Raw genomic sequence first — 24,408 nt, forward strand, 5'->3', positions numbered from 1 at the left:
CGCTTTCAAGTTAAACAGTGTCACTTCGTTTATCAAAGCTATACAGGAATTTTGTATTGCTATGATAAGTTTCATGCCTTTGTCTATCCTAAATCTTAGAAAATCATGTGATTACTATTTTTGTTTAGCTTTGCGTTTTATAGAGCCTTATTCCGAACTGAGGTTAATATAGAATAATAATAGCGAAAATTTGTAGAGAACAAAGATAACAGATACGGTATAGTACATTATAGTACATTATTTTTTTTCTAAAATAATATACCAGTCTGCCAAAAGTCTTTTTTATTGATTCAAAATATAATTATTAGAATAATTACTATAGGCTTTTTATAAAATATAGATATATTTGCAAAGTTTGTTATTAAATAAAAATTAAACTTAATTCTCATCTTATAATCCAACGAAATGGATAGCAAAAGCACTAAAGAAATTAACATCAAAGAACTTATAAATCCTTATATAAAAAATTGGAAATATTTCGCAGGAATGGTTTTTCTAATGATATTACTGGCCATTTATTATATAAAATCTTCTGCTCCTGTTTACAAGGCACAAACTTCTGTACTTATTAAAGATGCCAAGAAAATGTCTGCTGCATCAGGAGATATGGGGGTACTTCAAAGTTTAGGAGGTCTTAGCGGAATGGGAACCAATAGTATTGAAAATGAAATTGGAGTTTTTCAGTCAAAATCTATTGTTGTAGATGTGCTGAAGAATTTAAATTTTCAGACTACTTTTTATGCTAAACAGACTTTAAAAAATATTGAGCTTTATGGAAAATCCAATCCTTACATTATTCATGTAATTGCGGAGAAAGAAACTGCTGATTTTCCAGAAAAACCAATATCTATTACCAGCAAGGGAAATAGGGTAATTTTGTCATCTGATGAGTTTAAAGAAGATATTGTAACCACTTTTGATAAGACAACAACTCTGCCTTTTGCGATCATTATGATTAGCAAAAATCCGGCTTATCAAGCTCCATATAAAACGGATATGTCTGAAGTGTTTTTCTCTTACAACAGTTTTGACAATATAGTAGTAGATTATCAGGAAGCATTAATGGTTGATTTATTAGATAAAGATGGAACGATTATTAATTTATCGGTAAATTTTGAGAATAAAGATAAAGCCAAAGATTTCTTAAATGGATTGGTCCGACAATATAATGAGTATGCTACTAATGACAAAAATATAGAGTCGAAGAGAACAAAGGATTTTATTGACCAGAGAATAATATTGATCTCACAGGAATTGGGTGATGTAGAAACACAGAAAGCGGGGTACAAATCCAGTAACAATATGGTAGACCTTCCAACAGAAGCGAGGATAGGTCTTCAGATGAGAGAGCAGAGTAAAAGTCAGATTCTTGAACTGGGAACTCAACTCGAACTTAATAAAATAATTCAGAACTCGCTTAATAAAAAAGGGATTGAAGATGTTCTGCCAATTAATATAGGTCTAGAAAGCGATGCCGCAGGTAAAGCCATTCAAGAATATAATGCGTTGGTTTTGCAAAGAAATAAATATTTACAGGATGCAACTCCTGATAACCCGCTTGTAAAAACAGCTGAAAAACAGATTCAGGAATTAAAGTCTTCACTATCTCAGTCTTTACAAAGGAATGTAACTTCTCTTGAATTGGCAAAAAGGAAAGTTGAAAGTCAGCTGGGCGGGTCTGAACAAGTGATAGACAGGGTGCCGAATCAGGAGAAAATGTTTAGAAGTATAGAAAGGCAGCAGCAGATCAAAGAAAATCTGTATCTTTTGCTTTTACAAAAAAGAGAAGAGGCGGCAATTACAATGGAAATTACTTCAGAGAAAGCTAGAGTACTGGATAAAGCATTTATCTTAAAAAAACCTGTTGCCCCTAGAAAGATGGTCATAATGGCAATTTGTCTTTTTTTGGGATTATTGATACCATTTGCTGTAATTTATTTAAAACAGCTTCTTCAAAGTACTATAGTTCGAAGATCAGATATAACAAAACTCACAGATTTGCCGGTAATTGCCGAAATTCCAAAACTCAGATCACGAGACAATGCATTGGTTACATTCAACGATGTTTCTCCAATGGCTGAAGCATTTAGAATACTGGTCACCAACCTTAAATTTTTATTAAGTGCAAAAGATGAATGTCAGGTGATTATGATCACTTCATCAGTAAAAGGTGAGGGGAAAACATTTGTATCTACCAATTTATCAATTATTCTTGGTTCAGCGCGAGGTAAAGTACTGATCATCGGTGCAGATGTCAGAAATCCTCAATTACAGCGGTATAATCCTGAAATGAAATCAGCGAAAGGTCTGACTGAATTTTTAAGTCAGGAAGATATTTCTGTCAACGAAATAGTTCATCCGAGTGGCTACAATGAAAACTGTGATTTTATTTATTCTGGTTCAATACCTCCGAATCCTACAGATCTTTTACAGAATGGAAGATTTGATGTACTTCTTTCTACTATAAAATCTCAGAATAAGTACAAGTATATTGTTTTAGACACTGCGCCGCTTCTGCTCGTAACAGATTCTTTCCTGATAGCAGAGAAGAGTGATGTAATTGTCTACGTTACCAGATCTGAAATTACAGAGAAGGGATATTTAGAATTTCTTAATAATTCAACTGAAAATAAAAAACTTAAAAACATTGGAATTGTTTTAAACAGTGTTAAAGATTCAAACTTTGGATATGGCAATAAGTTTGGATATGGCTATAATGCTGATAACAAAAAATGGTGGCAATTTTTTAAATAAAAGCATAAATGAAAAAAAATTTAATTGTTTTTGGTACCAGGCCAGAAGCTATAAAAATGATACCACTTTTTAAGAAATTTAAGGAATATCCAAATTTGTTTGAAACAAAGATCTGTGTTACAGCTCAACATAGAGAGATGTTGGATCAGGTATTAGATTTCTTTAATGTAATACCTGATTATGATTTGAATATCATGAAACCGAATCAGGATTTATTTTCTTTAACTTCTGAAATTATCAGCCAAATGAAGTTCGTATTGCAGGATTTTTCTCCTGATTACATTTATGTCCATGGTGATACAACAACAACGATGGCCACGGCAATAGCAGGTTTCTATTCAGGTGCGGAAATATGCCATGTAGAAGCAGGTTTACGAACCTATGACAAAAAATCTCCATTTCCTGAAGAGATGAATAGGCAGGTTACAGGAAGAGTTGCAGATTATCATTTCGCACCAACCGGTCAAGCAAAAATTAATTTGCTAAAGGAAAATGTTTCTGAAGAAAATATTTTAGTTACAGGAAATACAGTTATAGATGCTCTGATGGAAAGTTCTGCAAGAGTGGAGGATTATCATAGTGCAGAAATTGAAAATTTAAGTGGAAAGATAGATGTACATAAGAAAATAATTTTGGTAACAGGGCATAGGAGAGAAAATCACGGACAGGGTTTTGTCAATATCTGTCTTGCATTGAAAGAGCTAGCTCATCTTAATCCAGACGTACAGATTGTATATCCGGTTCATCTAAATCCAAAAGTTAAAGATGTGGTTTACAATTTATTATTTGGAATTGATAACATCATTTTAATTCAGCCATTATCGTATCCATCATTTGTATGGATGATGAAAAAATCTTATATTATTCTTACGGATTCGGGAGGTATTCAGGAGGAAGCTCCAAGTCTTGGAAAGCCTGTGCTGCTTATGAGAGAAGCTACGGAAAGACCGGAATCCCTGGAGGCAGGTACGGTAATCTTGGTAGGAAGTGATAAAGATAAAATAATATCCGAAACCATGAAGCTACTCAATAACAGCGAGCTTTACAGTAAGGCCAGTAACATACATAATCCTTTTGGAGACGGACAAGCCAGTCAGAGGATTGTTGATTTTATGGCTAAATTATAAACAATAAATGATCATATTAATTGAAAAAAGTGATATGCTGTTACAAAATTATACCAAGACAGATGTTTTTAATAATAAATGGTTATTATTAAAAGAAAAAATAGGTATGTCAATTTTTTGTCCGCCAAAAACTTTCACATCAGAATTTTGCTAAAAAAATACTGTCATTATAGTCTGCATAAAGCATCAATTATACTGGCTAACGCACTTTTAACAATATATCTGTTTTTAAAATTACAAAATTGGACGTATGATTTTATTTTTATCTAAATATCCGCAGACCGAAGAAGATTTCAGGGATGGTTATTTTCAAAGAGTAATACATGTTGATGCTCTTTTTGCTGATAGAAAAAAGGTATATCTTGTCGTATCTCCTTACAGATATCTAAAAAAAATGTATCTGGTAGATGATCAGGAAAAGAGAGTAATCGTAAAATGCAATCTGATTTTTTGTATAGGATTAATTTTAAGATTATTTAAAAAGTCAAAAACTGTATATGTACATTCTATACATAATCTGGTTTATTTATTTTTGTTTTTTAATTTTTTTAAAAGAAGATATGTTTTAGACTTACATGGCTTGGTTCCGGAAGAATTTGCTCTTCAAAAGGAGCATAACAAAGTTTTAATTTTCAGTTTGATTGAGAAGTTCACTTACAATAAGCTGAAGTTTGTTATTGGAGTCACTCAAAGAATGATCAATCATTATAAAATAAAATATCCCACCGCAAAGTCCGAGAATATTGTCTATCCAATTCTTCCAAACAGCTTAATTGATATTACACAGTTTGAAATAGATTTATCCAATAAAAGTGAAAAGGTTAACTTCATTTATAGCGGAAATCTTCAGGCTTGGCAGAATATAGATTTAATGTTGGATCATATTAAAAAAATTAATCACAATGCACATTATTTTTTTCAAATATTAACAGGAGAAGTTGAAAATATGAAAAAAAAATTCTCTGAGAAACAAATAGATATGAATAATATCGATATACGAGGGGTACAATCATACGAGCTTGCAGAATACTATAAAAAAGCGCACTACGGATTTGTTTTGAGAGATAATATTCCTGTTAATAATGTTGCATGCCCAACAAAATTGGTAGAATATATGAATTATGGGATTATACCGATCGTACTGTCAGAAGAAATCGGAGACTTCAAAAATATGGATTACGAAAATATTTCTGTTGATGAACTTTCCGATAATTTACAACCAAAAAAAAGTTTGCACAATATAAAAATCATACAGGCAATGTATTCTGAAAGTTATAAAAGCAAGTCTTTTATTAAAAATCTTTAACAGGATTAGATCAGATATTGAGTTTCTTATATTGAGTTTTTTAATTGAAGTTGAAAAAATTATAATGATTAGCCTTTTCTTAGCACTTTTTCTCGTTTTCACCATATTATTTTTAGTTGATATAAAGAATAAGATAATGGTTGGTGCAGTACTGATAGTTTGTGCTTTTACACTCATTCTTGTTGCCGGATTGCGCGAAAAAGGTATGGACAAAGATTACTTCATATATAAAGCATTTTGGATGACCACTCATTTGCGTGGCAATGTAGAATATTCATTTTATCTCATTCGTAATTTTTTAAAATATCAGTTGGGATTACAATTTCAGTATATGCTATTGGTGTATGCAGTCTTGGGCGTTACTATGAAACTTGTTGCAATAAAGAAGCTGTCTCCTTTTCTATGGGCATCTTTGCTGATTTATTTTTCAAATTATTATATTTTACATGAGTTTACGCAGATTAGAATTGGCGTAGCTACTGGTTTTTTATTATTATCGCTGTATTATTTGATAGATAAGAAGTACGTTCATTTCTATGTATTTGCAGGTTTGGCTATTTTTTTCCATCAGAGCTGTTTCTTCATTATTATTTTTCCGCTACTACAAAACACAGACAAAAGAATTAAATTATATTATTGGGTTATTCCAATAGGATATCTTCTGTTTTTCTTTAATACTTATCTAAATTTTAAGATTCCAATTCCTAGTCTTCAAGATAAGATCGATATGTATGAGATGGCTACAGAATCTGGTTGGATGAAAGAAGAAAAAACAAATGTATTTAACGCGTTATTGTTAATCAGAATCGTAATTTTGAATGTCTTACTGTATTATTCAAAGAAAATATCGGAACATTTCTCTGGTGTTTATCTTTTAGTTAAAATTTATTCATTCTCTTTATTTAGTTATCTATTTTTATCTAAAATTCCTGTATTTGCTGTTCGAATTCAGGAGTTATTGGGTGTAGTTGAAATAATTCTGATCCCCTGCCTTATTTACATTTTTTCAAAGCAATTTAAGTTTTTAGGAATGTTTTTAGTCTGGACAGTAGCTTTAGCATTTTTTTTAATGGATATTTATTATGTCAAGCTAATACTGGTAAAATAGATGAGTAATAAAATAGCAATTCTTCTCTCTACATATAATGGAGAAAAGTATCTGGAGAAACAGCTACAATCTATACTGAATCAGGATCACAAAAATTGGGAATTATATATCCGTGATGATGGATCCGATGATTCAACAACAGATATTATAGAAAATTTTTGCAGAATATATAGTAATATTTATTTCTTTAAAAAAGATAATATCAACAGAGGTGCAGCTGGTAGTTTTATGTATTTGCTTGAACATGTTGAATCTGACTATTATATGTTTTGTGATCAGGATGATTTTTGGTATAGTAATAAGATAAGTACAGTTTTTAATATTCTACTTGAAAATAATAATACACCATGTCTGGTTTTTTCTGATGCAAAAGTCGTAGATCAAAACCTGAAAATTATAGATAATTCTTTTTGGAGCTACAATAAAACTCCACCAGACCCTATGCTCTCTAATCCGGAATTCATTGCAGTTTATAATTGCGCCCCAGGTTGTACAATGATTTTTAATAAAGCATTAAAGAATCATCTAGCAGATTATGACTCTAATATGATTATGCATGATTGGTATGTATTGATAAAAGCATTACAAAAAGGAACAGTGAAATACAGTAATAAAGCTTTAATGATGTACAGACAGCATCAGAATAATGCTTTAGGTGCCGATAAAATATCCATTTCAGATCGTTTTTCTAAAATATTCAGGATGAAAAAATCTTTTAATACTCAGATAAAACTTTTCAGATTTGTCAAAAGATATATGAAGATAAACATTTTCAATTTCTATATGCTTAAATTGAAGTTCAATTTATTGAGATTTAAAAACAAATGATCATATAAATCTTTTTTTAATTTTGTCAGTAAATTATTAATTATCATAATAACTAAAATTCGTTTGCATGAAGGTAAGTATTTGTATGGCTACATACAATGGGGAAAAATATCTGGAGGAGCAATTGCATTCTATATTAAAGCAATTGAAAAGTACTGATGAGGTTATAATTTCTGACGACGGATCTACTGATAATACAGTCAACATCATCAATGAAATCAATGATGATAGAGTAAAACTTATTTATAACAAAAGCAATAAAAAAGGTTATACCCCAAATTTCGAAAATGCATTAAGCTATGCAACCGGAGATGTTATTTTTCTATCAGATCAGGATGACGTCTGGATATCAGGTAAATATAATGCTGTATTGAAGAAACTTAAAACTTATGATTTAGTGGTTACAAATTCAATGGTTACTGATGATTCTTTAAATGTTACCAACAATTCTTTTTTCACAATATATAATTCGGGGACAGGAATTTTAAAAAATGTTTTCTGTTGTACCTACTATGGTTGCTGTATGGCTTTTAAGAGAGAGATATTGAATCAGTGTATGCCACTTCCAAAGAACAGTGAGATAGCAGTTGACCTTTGGATTGGTCTGGTTGCAGAAGTTGTAGGAAAAGTGAAGTTTTTAGAAACACCATACCTCTTATACAGAAGGACTGATAATAATGTTACGCAGCTTGGGAGTATTTTATCAAGAAGCGATAGGCCGTTCTATATGAAACTTTATAAAAGGCTTGTCCTTTTAGTAGCCATATCTAAGTTTTCTATTAGATACAAACTAAATCAATTCTGTAAAAGCGTATAATTTACAATATCCAGGTCATAAAATATCTGAGCTGAAAATATTCCAACTGTGATGGTTCTTTTAATATTTGTTAAAAAGATTGAATTTATGTGAACAGATAGCAAATGACTGACAACAAGAAGTTTCTTTTTTCCTTATTCTTTTATATGTAATTTTTAAATATAAAAGACTAATTTAGAATTTTATATTTAAAAAGTTTTTTTATGAAAATAGCATTGGTTCACGATTGGCTAGATAAATATGGGGGTGCTGAGAGGGTTGTCAATTCGTTAGATACTATTATAGATTTTGATTACTATTTCGCTTACGCCGATGTAATGAGTGATGCTGACAAACAAATAATGTTTAATGGTAAAATTCCTTCTATACTTTCAAGTCATTTTTTAAAATTATTAGGGGGGAGATTTCGTTATGCTTTACCTCTTTTTCCATTAATAACCAGGTTTTTTAATAAGCAGGTTAAGTCGATTGAAGTTGATATTGTTATTAGTTCATCCTGGTGCCTATCGAAAGGATTTAGAATTGACCACGAAAAACAAGTGTGTTACATGCAGGCCAGAAATTTCAAATATGTCTGGGACGAATATGATAATTATTTTAAAGGGTTGGTAGGAATACTATTTCTTCCGTTTAGGCATTATCTTCGGTCTTTTGATAAGAGGATGGCACAAAACCCAGACTATATAATTGCCAATTCAAGATATGTACAGGAATGGATCAAAAAACATTATAACAGAGATTCATATGTAATATATCCTCCAGTTGCAATTGAAAATTTCATTTTGCGTACTGTAGAAATTCATACATCCGATTATTACGTAACGGTAGGTCGTCTTGTTCAATATAAAAGATTTGATCTGTTGATTAAAGCTTTTATCAATATGAAAAAAAAATTAATTATCATTGGCGATGGATCTGAAAGATCAAAGCTGGAAAAGTTAGCATCCGGAAATGAGCATATAATTTTTACAGGTTTTTTAAAATCCGATGTAATTAATCAATATATAAGTAATGCAAGAGCTTTCGTTTTTTCTTCTCTTGAAGATTTTGGTATAGCTCCGGTAGAAGCTCAGGCATGTGGTACTCCTGTGATAGCTTACGGAAAAGGTGGAGCATTAGAAACCATTGTTAATAATGAGACAGGTGTTTTTTTTTATTCTCAGGATGTTACGGAAATAGAATCAGCAGTTGTTAAATTCGAAAAAAATATACATACATTTAATCCTCGTAAAATTCGTGAAAATGCAGAAAAGTATAGTTCCGAAGTTTTTAAAACCAGGATGCAGTCATTTTTATCAAAATTATGATGCTTTTATATAATTTCTCATAAATAATTAATCACCGTTAAAATTTATCATGAATACATTTAAATATATTATTAATATCTTTCTCATTATACTTTCAACTACTCTTTTCAGCTGTCAGGATCTTACCGGAAATCTTACCGTTGACTTTCAGAAAAGAGAGTCTGTAAATTCAATGGTGGGTTTTTTACATTTTAATGATATTTATAAATTAGAAAAAGATATTAAAGAACTTAAACCGAAGTATTGGAGATTCAGATTTAGAGATAATACATTAAACATCGTAAAAGTTCTTCTAAAAAATGATGTTACTCCTATTATTGTTATAAGTGATAAATATGGTTACACAGATGATCCCAACTGGAAATCACCGCTGGAATCAAATAGATATAAAAGTGTAATCAAAGAAATTTATTCAGAGTTAGGTAACAAGGTAATATATGATCCATGGAATGAACCTTACATGAGAGGTTTTGGTGAATTTTCTTCCAAGGATTTTTTTGCTGTGTTTAAGCAGGCTCATGATATGATAAGATCTTTGCCGGACGGAAAGAATGCCTTAATTACAGGGCCGTCATTTCATGAGTTCAAAAGAGCTGAAATGGAAGATTTCTTCATTTTTTGTAAAAATAATAAGATAAAAGTCGATATTTTATCATGGCATGATTGGAGAAATGGAGACGAATTAAAGGCAATGCAATCTGATATAGAATGGGTGAAGAATTTTCTTTTGCCAAAATACCCGGAGGTAGGTGTCAAGAAAATTGTTTTGACAGAAGTTGTCCACGCTTATATTCAATTTTCACCAACGCAAGTTTATAAGGTTTATGAAGCTTTAGAAAAAAGTAAAATTGATGGTGCCTGCAGAGGCTGCTTTTCTGAAACGGATGGTGTTGTTAATTGTGAAAATAATTCGATGACGGGATTACTTGATTCTTCAGGAAATCGCAGATCTATCTGGTGGGCAACTAAGATGTATGCAAAGAGCACGGAAAACCGAGTGTTAAGCCAGAGTAATTTAAAGGATTTGATATCTTTTGCTTCATATGATCAAAATAATGCATATTTATTATTGGCTAACAATTATAAAAAACAAATAAAAAATCTTAATGTTAATTTAAAATTAAACAAACTTTCAATTCTGAAAAATAATAAAAAATTAAGGCTGACGATTTATAAAGTTCCTGATACTGGTGAAAAATTATTAAATAACCCTATTTTTGTCTCTTCAAATTTTGTAAGTACAAAAGGAAATATTTTGAATTTTGAAATTAAAGATTTATCTCCACAAGAGATATTGTACGTTACAATTTCAAAATGATATTATATTGCAATTAAACATTACAACAAAATCGATTTTAATAATAAAATTTAATATTTTTGCCACAGTTTCTAAAAAACCACATGTGTTATGAAAATAAAATCTACCCCACTGAAAGACTGTTATATTATAGAGCCGAAGATTTTTGAAGATGACAGAGGATATTTTTACGAAAAATTCAACGAGCAGAAATTTGAAGATCTAACAGGGATGAATGGGCATTTCGTACAGGATAATATCTCAAAATCCAGTTATGGCGTTTTAAGAGGTTTACATTTGCAGAAAGGAGACAGAGCACAGGCTAAACTGGTATCATGTTTGGAAGGTAAGGTTTTGGATGTAGCGGTTGACTTACGTGAAGATTCTCCAACATATGGGCAGTGGTTTTCTATTGAACTGACTGAGGAGAATAAGTTACAACTTTATATTCCGAGAGGTTTTGGACATGGATTTTCCGTTCTTAGTAATAACGCTGTGTTTTCTTATAAGTGTGATAATTTTTATGATAAAGATTCGGAAGGTGGTGTTTTATGGAATGATGCAGATCTCAATATTGACTGGCAGCTACCCATAGAACATATATTGCTTTCAGATAAAGATAGAATTCAGCCGGCATTTTCCGAAAAAAATTTTTAATGTTAAAAAGTCAGTTAAGATCAAAAATTCTTGTTACTATATATATGCAGTATATTTGTGATTAAGAAAGGTCTGAATACTAATTGCCGGGTTATGCTAGTCTATTTTTTAAAACATTTACCTAAAATTTTTCTGGTTGTAGATTATTTCATCATTAATCTATTTTTTATTGCAGGGAAGTTATACTTCTTTGAATTTAGTGATTTGGATTTTGCGCAGGATTACAGAATTCATCTTATTCTTCTTAATAGTTCATGGCTTGTTATTACACTTATAACACAGCCTTACAAAAGTTTAAAGATTAAAGAGTCATCACTGCATTTCAATGCATTGACAAAATCTTATATTTTACTTATTCTTACTTCGTTTGTATATCTGAATTTTGTTTTTGAAGTAGAAATTGACTATAAAAACATGATTATTTATTTTGTATTAGTCGGTTTCTTTATCACTCTTACCAGGTTTGTTATTTTCTTGTATCGAAAAAAAAACAGAGTTAGATTAGGAAGAAAAATATTTTCACAAAATACTGTACTTATAGGCGAAAATATTACCTCCAAAGCACTTTTGTCAAATAACAATCTGAGAAGGTCTCTTGGAATTAAGGGGACATATACTACAGGGAATAAAAAAACAAAAAATAAGTATTTAGGTGATATAGATCAGTTATTTGAGGATCTGGAAAAAAATCTAATTAACAATATTATATTTTGTGATGATAATTTTGATATAGAACTATATAAACATATTATTGATGTTGCGGAAAATAAAATGATAAGGATTTATATGGTGCCGAGTTTCAAATACATTAATCTTGGTCCTAATTATTTGGATATAATCGATGAGGTTCCTTTTTTGAAATTATTAAAGGAACCACTGTCGAATCCCAAAAAACAAATTCTGAAGAGAACGTTCGATATTTGTTTCTCACTTTTCGTAATCATATTCCTATTATCCTGGCTTATACCTGTAATAGCACTTATCATACAACTGGAAAGCAATGCATCCGTATTTTTTTTACAGAAAAGATCGGGATTAAATAATAAGACGTTTAACTGTATAAAATTCAGAAGTATGACAGTCAGCAGGAATGCTGATTTGCAGACCGCAAAAAAAGATGATCCGAGAGTTACGAAATTTGGAGCATTTATGAGAAAAACCAGCATCGATGAATTGCCACAGTTTATTAATGTTCTTTTAGGTGAGATGTCTATTGTTGGGCCCCGTCCACACATGGTGTCACAAACAGAAATATATTCTAAAATAACAAAAAAGTATATGACCCGGCATATAGTCAAGCCTGGAATTACTGGTTGGGCACAGGTAATGGGCTCAAGGGGAGAGATCTTTTGTCACGGGGATATGGAGAAACGGGTAGAAAAAGATATATGGTATATTCAGAACTGGTCTTTTTTCTTAGATATGAAGATTATTTTTCTTACTTTATATAATATTAGCAGAGGAGACGAACAGGCATACTGATGTTCTTTAAAAAAGATATTATTTCATTCAATAAAATAAAGAATTATTTAAAATCAAAATCTCTAACCACTTATTCCCAAGTGGTTTTTATATGTTTAAGATACAGATTTATATTTTGTATCTTTGCAGACTCAAAATAGAAAGATGCGTACAAAATCTGTAGGAAAGAAAAAAATTAATGTTGTAACCCTTGGGTGCTCTAAGAATGTTTACGATTCAGAAGTTCTGATGAGCCAGCTTAAAGCCAACGGTAAAGAGGTCGTTCACGAGGACAGAGGAGATATTGTTGTGATCAATACCTGCGGATTTATTGATAATGCCAAAGAAGAATCAATCAATACGATTCTGGATTATGTGGAAGCAAAAAACAGGGGAGAAGTAGAAAAGGTTTTTGTTACTGGCTGTCTTTCTGAGAGATATAAGCCGGATTTGATTAAAGAAATTCCCGATGTAGATCAGTATTTCGGAACCCGGGACCTGCCGATTTTGCTGAAGCATTTAGGGGCAGATTACAAACATGAGCTGGTAGGAGAGCGATTAACTACGACTCCGAAACATTACGCATATCTCAAGATTTCTGAAGGCTGCGACAGACCCTGCTCATTTTGTGCTATTCCCCTGATGAGAGGAGGGCATGTTTCTACTCCCATTGAAAAACTGATAAAAGAGGCGCAGAAACTGGCAAAGGTCGGAGTGAAGGAATTAATCCTGATCGCTCAGGATCTAACGTATTACGGATTGGATATCTATAAGAGGAGAGCGTTAGGTGAACTTTTAAAAGAATTGGTTAAAGTTGAAGGAATTGAGTGGATTCGACTTCATTATGCTTTCCCGAGTGGCTTTCCTGAGGATGTTTTAGATATCATCAGAGAAGAGCCGAAAGTTTGTAATTACATCGACATACCGCTTCAACATATCAATTCTGATCTTCTGAAATCGATGAAACGTGGGACAACTCATGAAAAAACAAATGCTTTATTAGATAAATTCAGAGAAAAAGTGCCTGATATGGCAATCAGAACCACTTTGATCGTTGGATACCCTGGTGAAACCAAAGAAAGATTTAATGAATTGAAAGAGTGGGTAAAAGCTCAGAAATTTGACAGATTAGGCTGCTTTACATATTCTCATGAAGAAAATACAGGAGCTTATGTTCTGGAAGATGATATTCCGCAGGAAGTAAAAGAAGCGAGAGTGGAAGAGATCATGGAGTTGCAATCACAGATTTCATGGGAAAAAAATCAAAAGAAGATTGGTGAAGTTTATAAATGTGTCTTTGACAGGAAAGAAGGAAACTACTTTGTTGGAAGAACAGAATATGATTCTCCTGATGTTGATAACACTGTTTTAGTTGCTGCTGACAATACTTACATTTCAATCGGTGAGTTTGCCAACGTAAAAATAACCTCTGCAGAGGAGTTTGATTTGTATGGTGAACTGATATAGGAATAGATATTTTAAACAAAAATAAAAACCAATGATCAAGTCATTGGTTTTTTGTTGCATATGCGGTACCTGTGAAAGAGATGTTGTCATATTCCTTATCTGAGTTATTTGAATAGTGAAATAAAAATAAAAAATGGTAAGTGGATCTTGCCAATTAAGAAAGTGCCAGTATCGTATAAACTTCAGTTAATTTCAATTTCATTAAGATTTTCTTCGCTCTCTGTTCAAAAAGCACTTCTTTTGACTTGAAAAAGTAACAATACCTTAATCATACAAACTGATGAAATGTATGAAATAAATACATGATTTCAGATCTGTTTTTATTCTCTATCTGATCTGGTGATAATAAATTTCGATGAATAATTAGTGAAAAATAATGTGAATTTTAGCAAAAATAGAATTAATTAAATATTTGATTATCAGTTATTTAAAAATTAATATCGCTTTTAAAGACACTTGAAGCAGTTAATTATGTTAACTTTTACTCTATAATTTTAACGTTTTTTAACATAGCCTTCTAAACGTCCTGTTAATAGGTACTTAGAATAAATTTTAAGTTATTTTTAATCTTTTATTAAGGTTTGTTAACATTTAAAATAGGTGAGTAAAAACTTTCAGTATACTTTTGCCCTGTCAAACAATAAAATAATTCAAAATGATGAAAAGATTCATTCTCGTAATCATAATGATGATTTCAACACTAGGTATTTATTCTTTCAAGAATAATGCCGAAGATGCGAAGAAAACAAGTTATGCGTCGTATTACCACGACAAGTTTAATGGTAAAAAAACAGCAAGCGGAGAAGTTTTTAATAATTCAAAACTAACTGCAGCACACAGAACGCTTCCTTTTGGAACAGAAATTAAGGTAACCAATCTGAATAATGGAGAAGAGGTAATTGTAACGATTAATGACAGAGGACCTTTTCATTCATCAAGAGCATTAGATATGTCTAAAGCAGCGTTCGATGAGATTGGGGGAATACAGAAAGGTATTATCCCGGTAGAGTACGAAATTGTCGATTAAATGTAATACGATTCTTAAAATTAAAATAAAGCCAGCTGATTCAGCTGGCTTTATTGTTTTTAGAGGTTGACTTCAATCATTGCAGGGCAGTGATCAGAATGTACCGCTTCCTTCAATATAACAGCCCTTGAGAGTTTATCTTTCAAAGAATAAGATGCGAAATTATAATCCAGTCGCCAGCCCTTATTATTGGCTCTCGAATTTTGCCTGTAACTCCACCAGGTATAGTTGCCGGGCTCGTTATTGAAATGTCTGAAGCTGTCTATCAGTTCGCATTCATTGATGAAATTGGTCATCCATTCTCTTTCCATTGGTAAAAAGCCTGAAGTGTTTTTTAAACCAACCGGGTTATGAATATCAATGGCTTGGTGGCAGATATTAAAATCACCCGATATAATAAGATTCGGAATCTCTTTCTTTAAATTTTTAATGTATTCTAAAAAATCGTGGCAGAACTGCATTTTAAATTCCAGTCTTTCTATATTGGATGCCGAAGGAACATAAACTGAAATCACAGAATAGCCTTCAAAATCTGCACGAATAATTCTTCCTTCATTATCATAGCTCTCTATTCCACATCCATATTCAATATGAAGAGGCTGGATTTTTGAGGCAATGCCGACACCACTGTATCCTTTTTTAACTGCTGAGTGCCAGTAACTGTGATAACCGATTTTTTCTAAGCTTTCGATGTCAATCTGATCGTTTCCTGCTTTGCTCTCCTGTATACAGATAATATCAGGATCAGCAGTTTTGAGCCAGCCTAAAAAATCTTTCGTAAAGGCTGCTCTTATTCCGTTGACATTGTAGGTGATTAATCTCATTAAAATTGTGTGAATTAAAGTAAAATAGATTTTGATTGTAGAGTACAAAAATAACAAAAGAAATGACCGGAGGAAAATGATGATTGAGTATTATGATCAGATTCAAAATCAGTAATCGTACTAAGATATACTTTTTCCTATCACGGATATGAGTTTTTTGTATGCAGAGACTTAAGATCAGTTGATAAGAAGTGTCAATAAAAAAATCCGGGCGGTAAAACTGAATTTTTACCGCCCGGACCCAAAATAATAACTATGAAAAACTATTTAGGTTCTAAAATGCTTATCGGAATGATACATTCCTCTAAAGAAATTCCACCATGCTGATAAGTCTCTTTATAATAATTGACAAAATGATTGTAATTTTTAGGATATGCTAAAAATGTATTGTTCTTTGCAAAAATATATTTTGAACTTAAATTTCCTTTAGGTAAAAATATCTTTTCAGGATTTGTTACTGCCCAGACATCCTTATCGTCATAGGTTAAACTTTTTCCTGTTTTATAACGGATGTTGGTCGAGGTCTCTCTGTCACCTACAACACGGCTCGGTTTTTTCACATAAACAGTTCCGTGATCTGTGGTAATCACCAATTTAAATCCGCTTTCTGCTGCCAGTTTAATAATTTTGATTAATGATGAATTCTCAAACCAGTTGGATGTTAATGATCGGAAAGTCTTATCATCTCTGATTAACTGATCAACAATATGATTATCTGTTTTAGCGTGAGAAAGTATATCAATAAAGTTGTAAACAATCACCAAAAGATCATTGTTTTTGTGCTGATTAAAATCTTCGTAGATTTTTTTCTCGAAATCTGCATTCAACACTTTCAGGTATTTCATTGATTTAGAATTTAAACCAATTCTTTTCATCTGATCTTCAAGGAAATCCCTTTCAAATTCATTCTTGTTTCCTTCTTCATTATCGTTAAACCATTTGTCAGGGAAACGCTTTTCGATTTCTGATGGAAGCATCCCTGCAAAGAAGGAATTCCTTGCATATTGAGTCGCTGTTGGAAGAATGCTGTAATAATAATCCTCCGAAACTTTATTGTAATATTTTGTAAACAGAGGTTCAATCACTTTCCACTGATCATATCGCAGGTTATCAACCATAAGCAAGAGGACTTTGTCTTTTTCAACTTCCGGTTTTACCTTATCCCTGAATAGGGTATGGCTCATTAAGGGCTTATCATTACCATTAAGCCAGTCTTCATAATTGTTTTCAATAAATTTCGCAAACTGAATATTGGCTTCCTCTTTTTGAGACTGCAGCAGATCAGCAAATTCGTTATCAGCAACTTTGTCGAATTTAAGTTCCCAGTTAACAATCTTTTTATAATATTCAGCCCAATCCTGGTAGGTTCTTAAATAGGAAAGCTCCATCGAAAGGTTTCTGAATTCCTGCTGATACTGAAGGATTGTTTTTTGTTCAACAAGATTATCCTGCTGAAGGTTTTTCTTGAGTGATAAAAGGATCTGATTAGGATTTACCGGCTTTAAAATATAATCTGCAATCTGAGAGCCGATTGCTTCTTCCATAATATGTTCTTCCTCACTTTTGGTGACCATTACAATCTTCAGAGAACTGTCTTTTTCTTTGATCATCGGAATAGCCTCCAGGCCTGAGATTCCCGGCATGTTTTCGTCAATAAGTGTCAATGCAAATTTTTCTGAATCCATCAGTTCCAAAGCCTCATTTACATTATTGACAGGAGTTACATGATAACCCTTCTTTTCCAAAAATACGATATGAGGTTTGAGTAAATCTATTTCATCATCGATCCATAATATTTTTTCTGACATAAAAGTTTTATTTTCTGTTATTATTGTATCAAAACTGTGACCAAAAGGCTTTAACAAAAGCCAAATTGACTCACCTAAAAGTTAAATCTTAGTTAAAGAATTCTGACTCTTTCATATTTATAATATGTGGTATGAAGATACTGCAAAACTTCACTGTTTAAAGCATTATTAAGGAAAATTCATTCGATAAATTTTACAATTTTCGTAGAATTGACTTTAATACCTTAATTTTGCAGTTATCACAGTGTATTTCTATGCAGAATAAACTTAAAATTATCAACGATCCTGTTCACGGTTTCATCAGAATTCCTCATGAGATTTTATTTGATATTATCGAACATCCCTATTTTCAGAGATTGAGAAGAATTTCGCAGACCGGACTTTTAAATTTAATTTTTCCGGGTGCGACCCATACAAGATTCCATCATGCATTAGGAGCCATGCATCTGATGTTTACCGCTCTGGAGACACTAAAACAGAAAGGGATTAAGATTTCTGAAGAAGAAGAAAAAGGAGCTATGCTGGCCATTTTAATGCACGATATTGGTCACGGACCTTTTTCGCATGCTTTGGAAAACAGGTTGATGAATGACTGGCATCACGAAAATCTGTCGTTGCTCTTAATGAACCGATTGAATGATGAGTTTAATGGAGAATTATCAACGGCAATCGAAATGTTTCAGGGCAAATATCACCGTAAGTTTTTCAATCAGTTAATAAGTTCACAGTTAGATGTCGACCGTCTGGATTATTTGAAAAGAGACAGCTTTTTCACGGGTGTTTCGGAAGGGAATGTTAATACCCAGAGAATTATTTCAATGATGAATGTTTGTGAAGAAGAATTGGTCATTGACGCCAAAGGAGTTTATTCTATTGAAAACTTCCTGACGGCAAGAATGTTTATGTACTGGCAGGTATATTATCATAAAACATCGGCATTGGCAGAATTTATTCTCGTTAAAATTTTAGAAAGAGCAAAATACCTGGCTTCACAGGGAATAGATTTACCTGCAACTGAGAATCTGAAGTACTTTCTGAATCGTGAAAAAAGCGGAGAAAGTGAAGAAGATATCCTCAGATTTACCCAAATGGATGATAATGATATTATTCATGCCATGAAATTATGGCAGACTGCCGACGATTTTATTCTGTCCTATTGGTGTCAGTGTGTAATTCAGAGAAACCTTCCTAAGACCATCATTTCTTCCCAGCCTTTTGATCCGGGATTTATTGAAGAAAAAATAAAAAGCACGAATGAGTTTTTAGGGATAACCAATGCTCACGAACTTGTACACGAGATTGAACGGAGTCTTTTGCCTTACAATACATTAAGACAGCCTATTTATTTATTGCAGAAAAGCGGAAAAATCCTTAGACTTGATGAATCGGAGGATCAGCTTTTATCAGGTTTAATCACCAATAAAACTACCCGCTACATACTTACTTTTCCAAGACATTAAAAGCTTTGAATTCTTAAAGAATATTAAAATCGATATTCCATAAACTAAAAAATGTTGGTGAATAATAGAATTTGTTATCTTTGCAGAATATGGAATTCACAGCTTCGCAAATTGCGAGTTTTATTGACGGAAAAATTATAGGTGACGAAAATGCACTTATAACAGGGGTTTCACCTATTGAAAGCGGGGAAACCGGGCATCTTTCTTTTATTGCCCAGGAGCGTTTTTCTCACCACTTGGAAACTTCAGAATGTTCCGTACTTATAGTTTCGGAAAACATTTTAACTAAAGATACTTACAGACAGACCATCATTGCTGTAAAAGATGCCTATCTTTCATTTCAGGTTCTGATGAATTTATATCAGGAAATGCAGGGAAGAAAAGAGGGCGTTGAAGACGGTGCTTCTATCCACGATACTGCTGTGGTAGGAGACAGGGCATATGTCGGAGCATTCACCTATATATCTGAAAAAGCTAAAATTGGAGAAGGATCACAGATCTATCCTCAGGTTTATATCGGTAAAGGAGTGAAAATCGGCAAAAACTGTAAAATAGACAGTGGAGCAAGAATTTATGACTACTGTATTATTGGAGATAACTGTATCATTCATTCCAATACGGTGATCGGTGGTGACGGTTTTGGTTTTCAGCCAACTGCGGAAGGCTTTAAAAAAATACCTCAGCTGGGCAATGTTATCATCGAGGATGATGTTGAAATTGGCTCGAACTGCAGTATTGACCGGGCAACAATTGGCTCAACTACGATTGGCAAAGGAACTAAAATCGATAATCTTATTCAGATTGCCCATAATGTAAAAATCGGGCAGAATAACGTAATTGCCTCACAAACCGGAATTGCAGGTTCCACAATCGTCGGAGACTGGAATCAGATTGGCGGTCAGGTAGGAATTGTAGGACACATCAAAATCGGAAATCAGGTGAAAATTCAGGCCCAGAGCGGAGTAACTTCTCATGTAAATGACAGAGAAACTTTATATGGCTCCCCTGCAATCAGTTATAATGACTATCTTAGAAGCTACGTTCATTTCAGGAATCTTCCTGAGCTCGTAAAAAGAATAAATAATCTTGAGAATAACTCAAAAGATCAGACTAATGAGTGATATGCAAAAAACACTTCAGGAAGAAGTAACTCTATCCGGAATTGGCCTTCATACTGGTAAAGAAGTAAAATTAACCATCAAACCTGCCAAAGAAAATACGGGTTTTATCTTCGTCAGAACAGATTTGGAGGGTCATCCTCAGGTTGAAGCTGATGTCAATTACGTTGTCGCCACTGAAAGAGGAACTACCCTGGAAAAGCTTGGCGTGAAAATCAATACCTGTGAGCATCTTTTAGCGGCTTTAGTGGGTTGCGATATCGACAATGCTTATCTGGAGATGGATGCTTCAGAACCTCCGATCTTAGACGGATCTTCCAAATTTTTCGTTGAGGCCATCGAAAGTGTAGGGATTGTAGAACAGAAGACAGCCAGAGAATATTTGGTAGTGAAAGAAGTATTGAGCTACAGTGATCCTGCAACCGGTTCAGAAATTACAATTATCCCTTCAGATAATTACGAAATTACAACAATGGTAGATTTTGGGACTAAGGTGTTAGGAACTCAGAATGCTACCCTGAAAAATATTTCAGAATTTAAAGAAGAAATTTCTTCAGCAAGAACATTCAGTTTTTTACATGAACTGGAAATGCTTCTTGATCACGGTTTGATCAAAGGGGGAGATATTTCTAATGCGATTGTATATGTTGATAAAGATCTTACTGTTGAAACAACAGAAAAATTAAAGAAAGCCTTTGGTAAAGATCACGTTGCGATCAGACCCAACGGTATCCTTGATAATCTGACATTAAATTATCCTAACGAAGCCGCAAGACACAAGTTACTTGATGTAATTGGTGATCTGGCACTGTGTGGAGTGAAAATAAAGGGTAAGATTATTGCCAACAAACCCGGACATTTTGTAAATACCCAGTTTGCAAAAAAACTGAACCGTCAGTGGAAATTACAGAAAAAGAAAAACGTACCTGATTTCGATTTAAATAAAGAACCTGTTTTCGATATTAACGGAATCATGAGATTAATGCCTCACAGACCTCCGTTTTTATTAATAGACAAGATTCTTGAATTATCAGATTCTCATGTAGTAGGTCTCAAGAATGTAACCATGAACGAACCTTTCTTTGTTGGTCACTTTCCGAAAGAGCCGGTAATGCCGGGAGTTTTACAGGTTGAGGCGCTGGCACAGACCGGAGGTATTCTTGTTTTGGCAAGTGTACCGGATCCTGAAAACTATTCTACTTATTTCATAAAAATGGATAAAGTAAAATTCAAGAGAAAAGTAGTTCCGGGAGATACAATGATTTTTAAAATTGAATTGATTGAACCAATCAGAAGAGGTATCGTGCACATGCAGGGGTACGGATATGTTGGTGATACCATAGCTGTAGAAGCTGAGCTGATGGCTCAGGTTGCAAAAAATAAAGTTGAGTAGATGATTCATCAATTAGCCGCCGTTGATAAACGAGCAAAAATCAGTAAAAATGTAGTTGTAGAACCATTCACTACCATTGCAGGGGATGTAGAAATAGGGGAAGGTACCTGGATCGGTTCTAATGTGACTATTATGGATGGAGCAAGAATCGGAAAAAACTGCAGGATCTTTCCCGGAACTGTTATTTCCGCCATTCCGCAGGATCTGAAATTTGATGGAGAAGACACTCAGACAATTATTGGTGATGAAACAACCATCAGAGAATGTGTTACCGTAAACAGAGGAACAAAAGCTTTAGGTTTTACAAAGATCGGAAACAACTGTCTGATTATGGCAACCTCTCATATTGCGCATGACTGTGTGATTGGTGATCATGTAATCATCGTTAACGGATGTGGAATTGCCGGTCATGTGGAAATTGGTGATTTTACAGTAATGGGCGGCTTAAGTGCTGTACACCAGTTCGGTAAAATCGGTAAGCATGTGATGATTTCAGGAGGTACTTTGGTGAGAAAAGACATTCCGCCTTATGTGAAAGTAGCACGTGAACCTATGTCTTATGCAGGAATCAATTCGGTAGGTCTGAGAAGAAGAGGTTTTACCAATGATAAAATCTTTGAAATCCAGAAAATTTACAGAGCAATCTTCCAGATGAAAATGAATGTTTCCCAGGCAGTTTCGCACATCGAAAAAGAAATGCTTCCAACCGCTGAAAGAGATGAAATTCTCCAGTTTATCCAAAACTCTCCAAGAGGTATCGTTAAAGGATATGGAACAGGAAAGGAGTGATCATCGAAAGTCGAGTATAAATAAAAAATAATTAACTATAAAAACCGGGATTAAAACTTACATTTTAATCCTGAAACTTTAAACCAAAAGTATGGCAACAAGTAACGATATAAGAAAAGGTCTCTGTATTGAATTCAGCAATGATATTTTCAAAGTAATCGAGTTTCTTCACGTAAAACCGGGTAAAGGACCTGCTTTCGTAAGAACGAAACTAAAATCAGTAACCAACGGAAAAGTTCTCGACAATACTTTTTCTGCAGGTCATAAAATTGATGAAGTAAAAGTAATTACCAGAAAATTCCAATATCTTTATGATGATGAGAACGGTTTTCACTTTATGAATAATGAAGATTTCTCTCAATTATATCTTGATAAAGAAATGATTGAAAATTCTCAGCTGATGAAAGCGGGTGAAGAAGTAACCATCATTTTGAAGGAAGCTGATGAAACTCCTCTTTCTGCAGAATTGCCACAGTCAGTATATTTGGAAGTTACCGAAGCTGATCCGGGTGTAAAAGGAAACACAGCGACCAACGCACTGAAAAATGCGATCGTTGAAACAGGAGCAAGAGTAATGGTTCCTTTATTTATCGAACCTGGTGACAGAATCAAAGTGAGCACCGAAGACGGATCTTACTTAGAAAGAGTAAAATAATTTTTTACCGATAATGCAAACCTTCCAGTACATCAGAGATTTTACAGCTGTCATCTGTTTCTTTGGCTGGATTTTGCTTTATTTTATAGATAAGGAATACACAAAAAATATTCGCAAAAATTTACTCATTGTATTTATAATATGTGTAATACTATTTATTTACAATATTTATTTAGTGAAAATTAATTAATATAAGGATGAACTGATGTAAGTAGTTCATCCTTTTTTAATATAAATATATATGACTTTTCATCATCCACAAAAACTAAAAACAATTGCAGATCTTATCGGAGCGAGATTTGTAGGTTCCGAAGATTTTCAGGTTTCAGGGACAAATGAAATTCACAGAGTAAAATCCGGTGAAATTGTATTTGTCAATCATCCGAAATATTACGATAAAGCTTTAAATTCCGAAGCAACTGTCATCCTGATCGATAAGGAAGTTGAATGCCCGGAAGGAAAAGCACTGTTGATTTCTGAAGATCCGTTTGCGGATTTCAACAAGATCAATACTCATTTTACTAAAATCTATAATTTTACTGAAACCCTCCATGACGTTGAAATAGGAGAGGGTACAAAAATTCATCCTTCAGCAGTTCTTGGAAATAATATCACGATTGGGAAAAATACAGTAATTTTTCCTAATGTTGTGATAGGAGATCGTACAGTAATTGGTGACAATGTGATTATTCAGTCTAATACAGTATTGGGAGGTGATGCATTTTACTATAGAAAATCAAACGGTGATTTTGACCGCTTAATCTCGGTAGGAAATGTAATCATCGGTAACAATGTTGAAATAGGAAACGGATGTACCATCGACAGAGGGGTCACCGATTCTACCATCATTGGTGAAGGTTCAGTACTGGATAATCAGATTCAGATTGGTCATGATACCGTTATTGGAAAAAAATGTTTAATTGCTTCTCAGGTCGGTATCGCCGGATGTTGTATCATTGGGGATGAAGTTACCTTGTGGGGACAGGTCGGTATCGCTTCAGGAAACACGATTGAAAGCGGTTCTGTTTTGTTAGGTAAAACAGGAGTTAACCGTGATCTGAAAAAAGGAACATACATCGGGATGTTTGCTGAAGATTATAAAACTTACCTTAAAAAAGAGGTGAAACTGAGAAATCTTGAATAACAATTTGCCGTGTTTTATCTGAATTCAAAGAAAAATAAGTAAATTTGTGAGCATTAATAAG

Annotated in this window: 20 protein-coding genes; 18 read left to right on the forward strand and 2 right to left on the reverse strand. The window is 33.2% G+C overall.

Going from position 1 to position 24,408, the window contains the following annotated elements:
- Nucleotides 1–405: 405 nt before the first annotated feature.
- From AC2A07_RS06640 to AC2A07_RS06695, 12 genes are all read left to right on the forward strand, one after another.
- Complete coding sequence (locus AC2A07_RS06640) at nucleotides 406–2,754, forward strand: GumC family protein (protein ID WP_484049772.1); 2,349 nt, start codon at nucleotides 406–408, stop codon at nucleotides 2,752–2,754.
- Between the two features lie 8 nt (nucleotides 2,755–2,762).
- Nucleotides 2,763–3,881, forward strand: a complete 1,119-nt coding sequence (gene wecB, locus AC2A07_RS06645) for a non-hydrolyzing UDP-N-acetylglucosamine 2-epimerase (RefSeq protein WP_484049773.1) — start codon at nucleotides 2,763–2,765, stop codon at nucleotides 3,879–3,881.
- Nucleotides 3,882–4,131: 250 nt separating this feature from the next.
- Nucleotides 4,132–5,187, forward strand: coding sequence for a glycosyltransferase family protein (locus AC2A07_RS06650; RefSeq protein ID WP_484049774.1), 1,056 nt, complete (start codon nucleotides 4,132–4,134; stop codon nucleotides 5,185–5,187).
- Nucleotides 5,188–5,251: 64 nt separating this feature from the next.
- Nucleotides 5,252–6,295 (forward strand): EpsG family protein, encoded by a 1,044-nt coding sequence (locus tag AC2A07_RS06655; RefSeq protein WP_484049775.1) that lies wholly within the window; start codon nucleotides 5,252–5,254, stop codon nucleotides 6,293–6,295.
- A complete protein-coding gene (locus AC2A07_RS06660; protein ID WP_484049776.1) occupies nucleotides 6,296–7,123 on the forward strand; it encodes a glycosyltransferase family 2 protein in 828 nt (275 codons plus the stop codon).
- 67 nt (nucleotides 7,124–7,190) lie between these two features.
- Entirely contained in the window at nucleotides 7,191–7,940 is a 750-nt protein-coding gene (locus AC2A07_RS06665) for a glycosyltransferase family 2 protein (RefSeq protein WP_484049777.1), read from the forward strand.
- Nucleotides 7,941–8,143: 203 nt separating this feature from the next.
- Nucleotides 8,144–9,247, forward strand: a complete 1,104-nt coding sequence (locus tag AC2A07_RS06670; protein WP_484049778.1) for a glycosyltransferase — start codon at nucleotides 8,144–8,146, stop codon at nucleotides 9,245–9,247.
- 172 nt (nucleotides 9,248–9,419) lie between these two features.
- Nucleotides 9,420–10,565, forward strand: a complete 1,146-nt coding sequence (locus tag AC2A07_RS06675) for a hypothetical protein (RefSeq protein WP_484049779.1) — start codon at nucleotides 9,420–9,422, stop codon at nucleotides 10,563–10,565.
- A 90-nt stretch (nucleotides 10,566–10,655) separates the two neighbouring features.
- The gene (gene rfbC, locus AC2A07_RS06680) at nucleotides 10,656–11,201 is read left to right on the forward strand and encodes a dTDP-4-dehydrorhamnose 3,5-epimerase (protein WP_484049780.1); all 546 of its coding nucleotides are present in this window, start codon (nucleotides 10,656–10,658) and stop codon (nucleotides 11,199–11,201) included.
- Between the two features lie 93 nt (nucleotides 11,202–11,294).
- The gene (locus AC2A07_RS06685; RefSeq protein WP_484049781.1) at nucleotides 11,295–12,683 is read left to right on the forward strand and encodes an exopolysaccharide biosynthesis polyprenyl glycosylphosphotransferase; all 1,389 of its coding nucleotides are present in this window, start codon (nucleotides 11,295–11,297) and stop codon (nucleotides 12,681–12,683) included.
- Between the two features lie 144 nt (nucleotides 12,684–12,827).
- On the forward strand, nucleotides 12,828–14,129 hold the full coding sequence (gene rimO / locus AC2A07_RS06690) for a 30S ribosomal protein S12 methylthiotransferase RimO (protein WP_484049782.1): 1,302 nt from the start codon (nucleotides 12,828–12,830) through the stop codon (nucleotides 14,127–14,129).
- Nucleotides 14,130–14,784: 655 nt separating this feature from the next.
- Entirely contained in the window at nucleotides 14,785–15,156 is a 372-nt protein-coding gene (locus AC2A07_RS06695; protein WP_314493993.1) for a septal ring lytic transglycosylase RlpA family protein, read from the forward strand.
- A gap of 59 nt (nucleotides 15,157–15,215) precedes the next feature.
- Here AC2A07_RS06695 and AC2A07_RS06700 read toward each other — a convergent pair whose 3' ends face one another.
- Together AC2A07_RS06700 and porX are read right to left on the reverse strand one after the other, a co-directional pair.
- Nucleotides 15,216–15,980, reverse strand: a complete 765-nt coding sequence (locus AC2A07_RS06700) for an exodeoxyribonuclease III (RefSeq protein ID WP_314493991.1) — start codon at nucleotides 15,978–15,980, stop codon at nucleotides 15,216–15,218.
- Nucleotides 15,981–16,243: 263 nt separating this feature from the next.
- Nucleotides 16,244–17,788: a T9SS response regulator signal transducer PorX gene (porX, locus tag AC2A07_RS06705; protein WP_314493989.1), complete on the reverse strand. Its 1,545-nt coding sequence runs from the start codon at nucleotides 17,786–17,788 to the stop codon at nucleotides 16,244–16,246.
- A 254-nt stretch (nucleotides 17,789–18,042) separates the two neighbouring features.
- Between porX and AC2A07_RS06710 the strand changes: the two genes are divergently transcribed.
- From AC2A07_RS06710 to AC2A07_RS06735, 6 genes are all read left to right on the forward strand, one after another.
- On the forward strand, nucleotides 18,043–19,248 hold the full coding sequence (locus AC2A07_RS06710) for an HD domain-containing protein (protein ID WP_484049783.1): 1,206 nt from the start codon (nucleotides 18,043–18,045) through the stop codon (nucleotides 19,246–19,248).
- Between the two features lie 89 nt (nucleotides 19,249–19,337).
- Entirely contained in the window at nucleotides 19,338–20,369 is a 1,032-nt protein-coding gene (lpxD, locus tag AC2A07_RS06715) for a UDP-3-O-(3-hydroxymyristoyl)glucosamine N-acyltransferase (RefSeq protein WP_314493985.1), read from the forward strand.
- Entirely contained in the window at nucleotides 20,362–21,759 is a 1,398-nt protein-coding gene (locus tag AC2A07_RS06720; RefSeq protein WP_314493983.1) for a bifunctional UDP-3-O-[3-hydroxymyristoyl] N-acetylglucosamine deacetylase/3-hydroxyacyl-ACP dehydratase, read from the forward strand. Before lpxD ends, AC2A07_RS06720 begins: the two co-directional genes overlap by 8 nt.
- Nucleotides 21,760–22,548: an acyl-ACP--UDP-N-acetylglucosamine O-acyltransferase gene (lpxA, locus tag AC2A07_RS06725; protein ID WP_314493981.1), complete on the forward strand. Its 789-nt coding sequence runs from the start codon at nucleotides 21,760–21,762 to the stop codon at nucleotides 22,546–22,548.
- A 91-nt stretch (nucleotides 22,549–22,639) separates the two neighbouring features.
- A complete protein-coding gene (efp, locus tag AC2A07_RS06730) occupies nucleotides 22,640–23,203 on the forward strand; it encodes an elongation factor P (RefSeq protein WP_314493980.1) in 564 nt (187 codons plus the stop codon).
- 241 nt (nucleotides 23,204–23,444) lie between these two features.
- Nucleotides 23,445–24,347 carry a UDP-3-O-(3-hydroxymyristoyl)glucosamine N-acyltransferase gene (locus AC2A07_RS06735; RefSeq protein ID WP_484049784.1) on the forward strand — a complete coding sequence of 301 codons (903 nt, stop codon included), beginning with the start codon at nucleotides 23,445–23,447 and terminating at the stop codon, nucleotides 24,345–24,347.
- The last annotated feature ends 61 nt before the right edge of the window (nucleotides 24,348–24,408 follow it).

The sequence above is a fragment of the Chryseobacterium sp. HNCC26DJ238 genome, assembly GCF_057180465.1.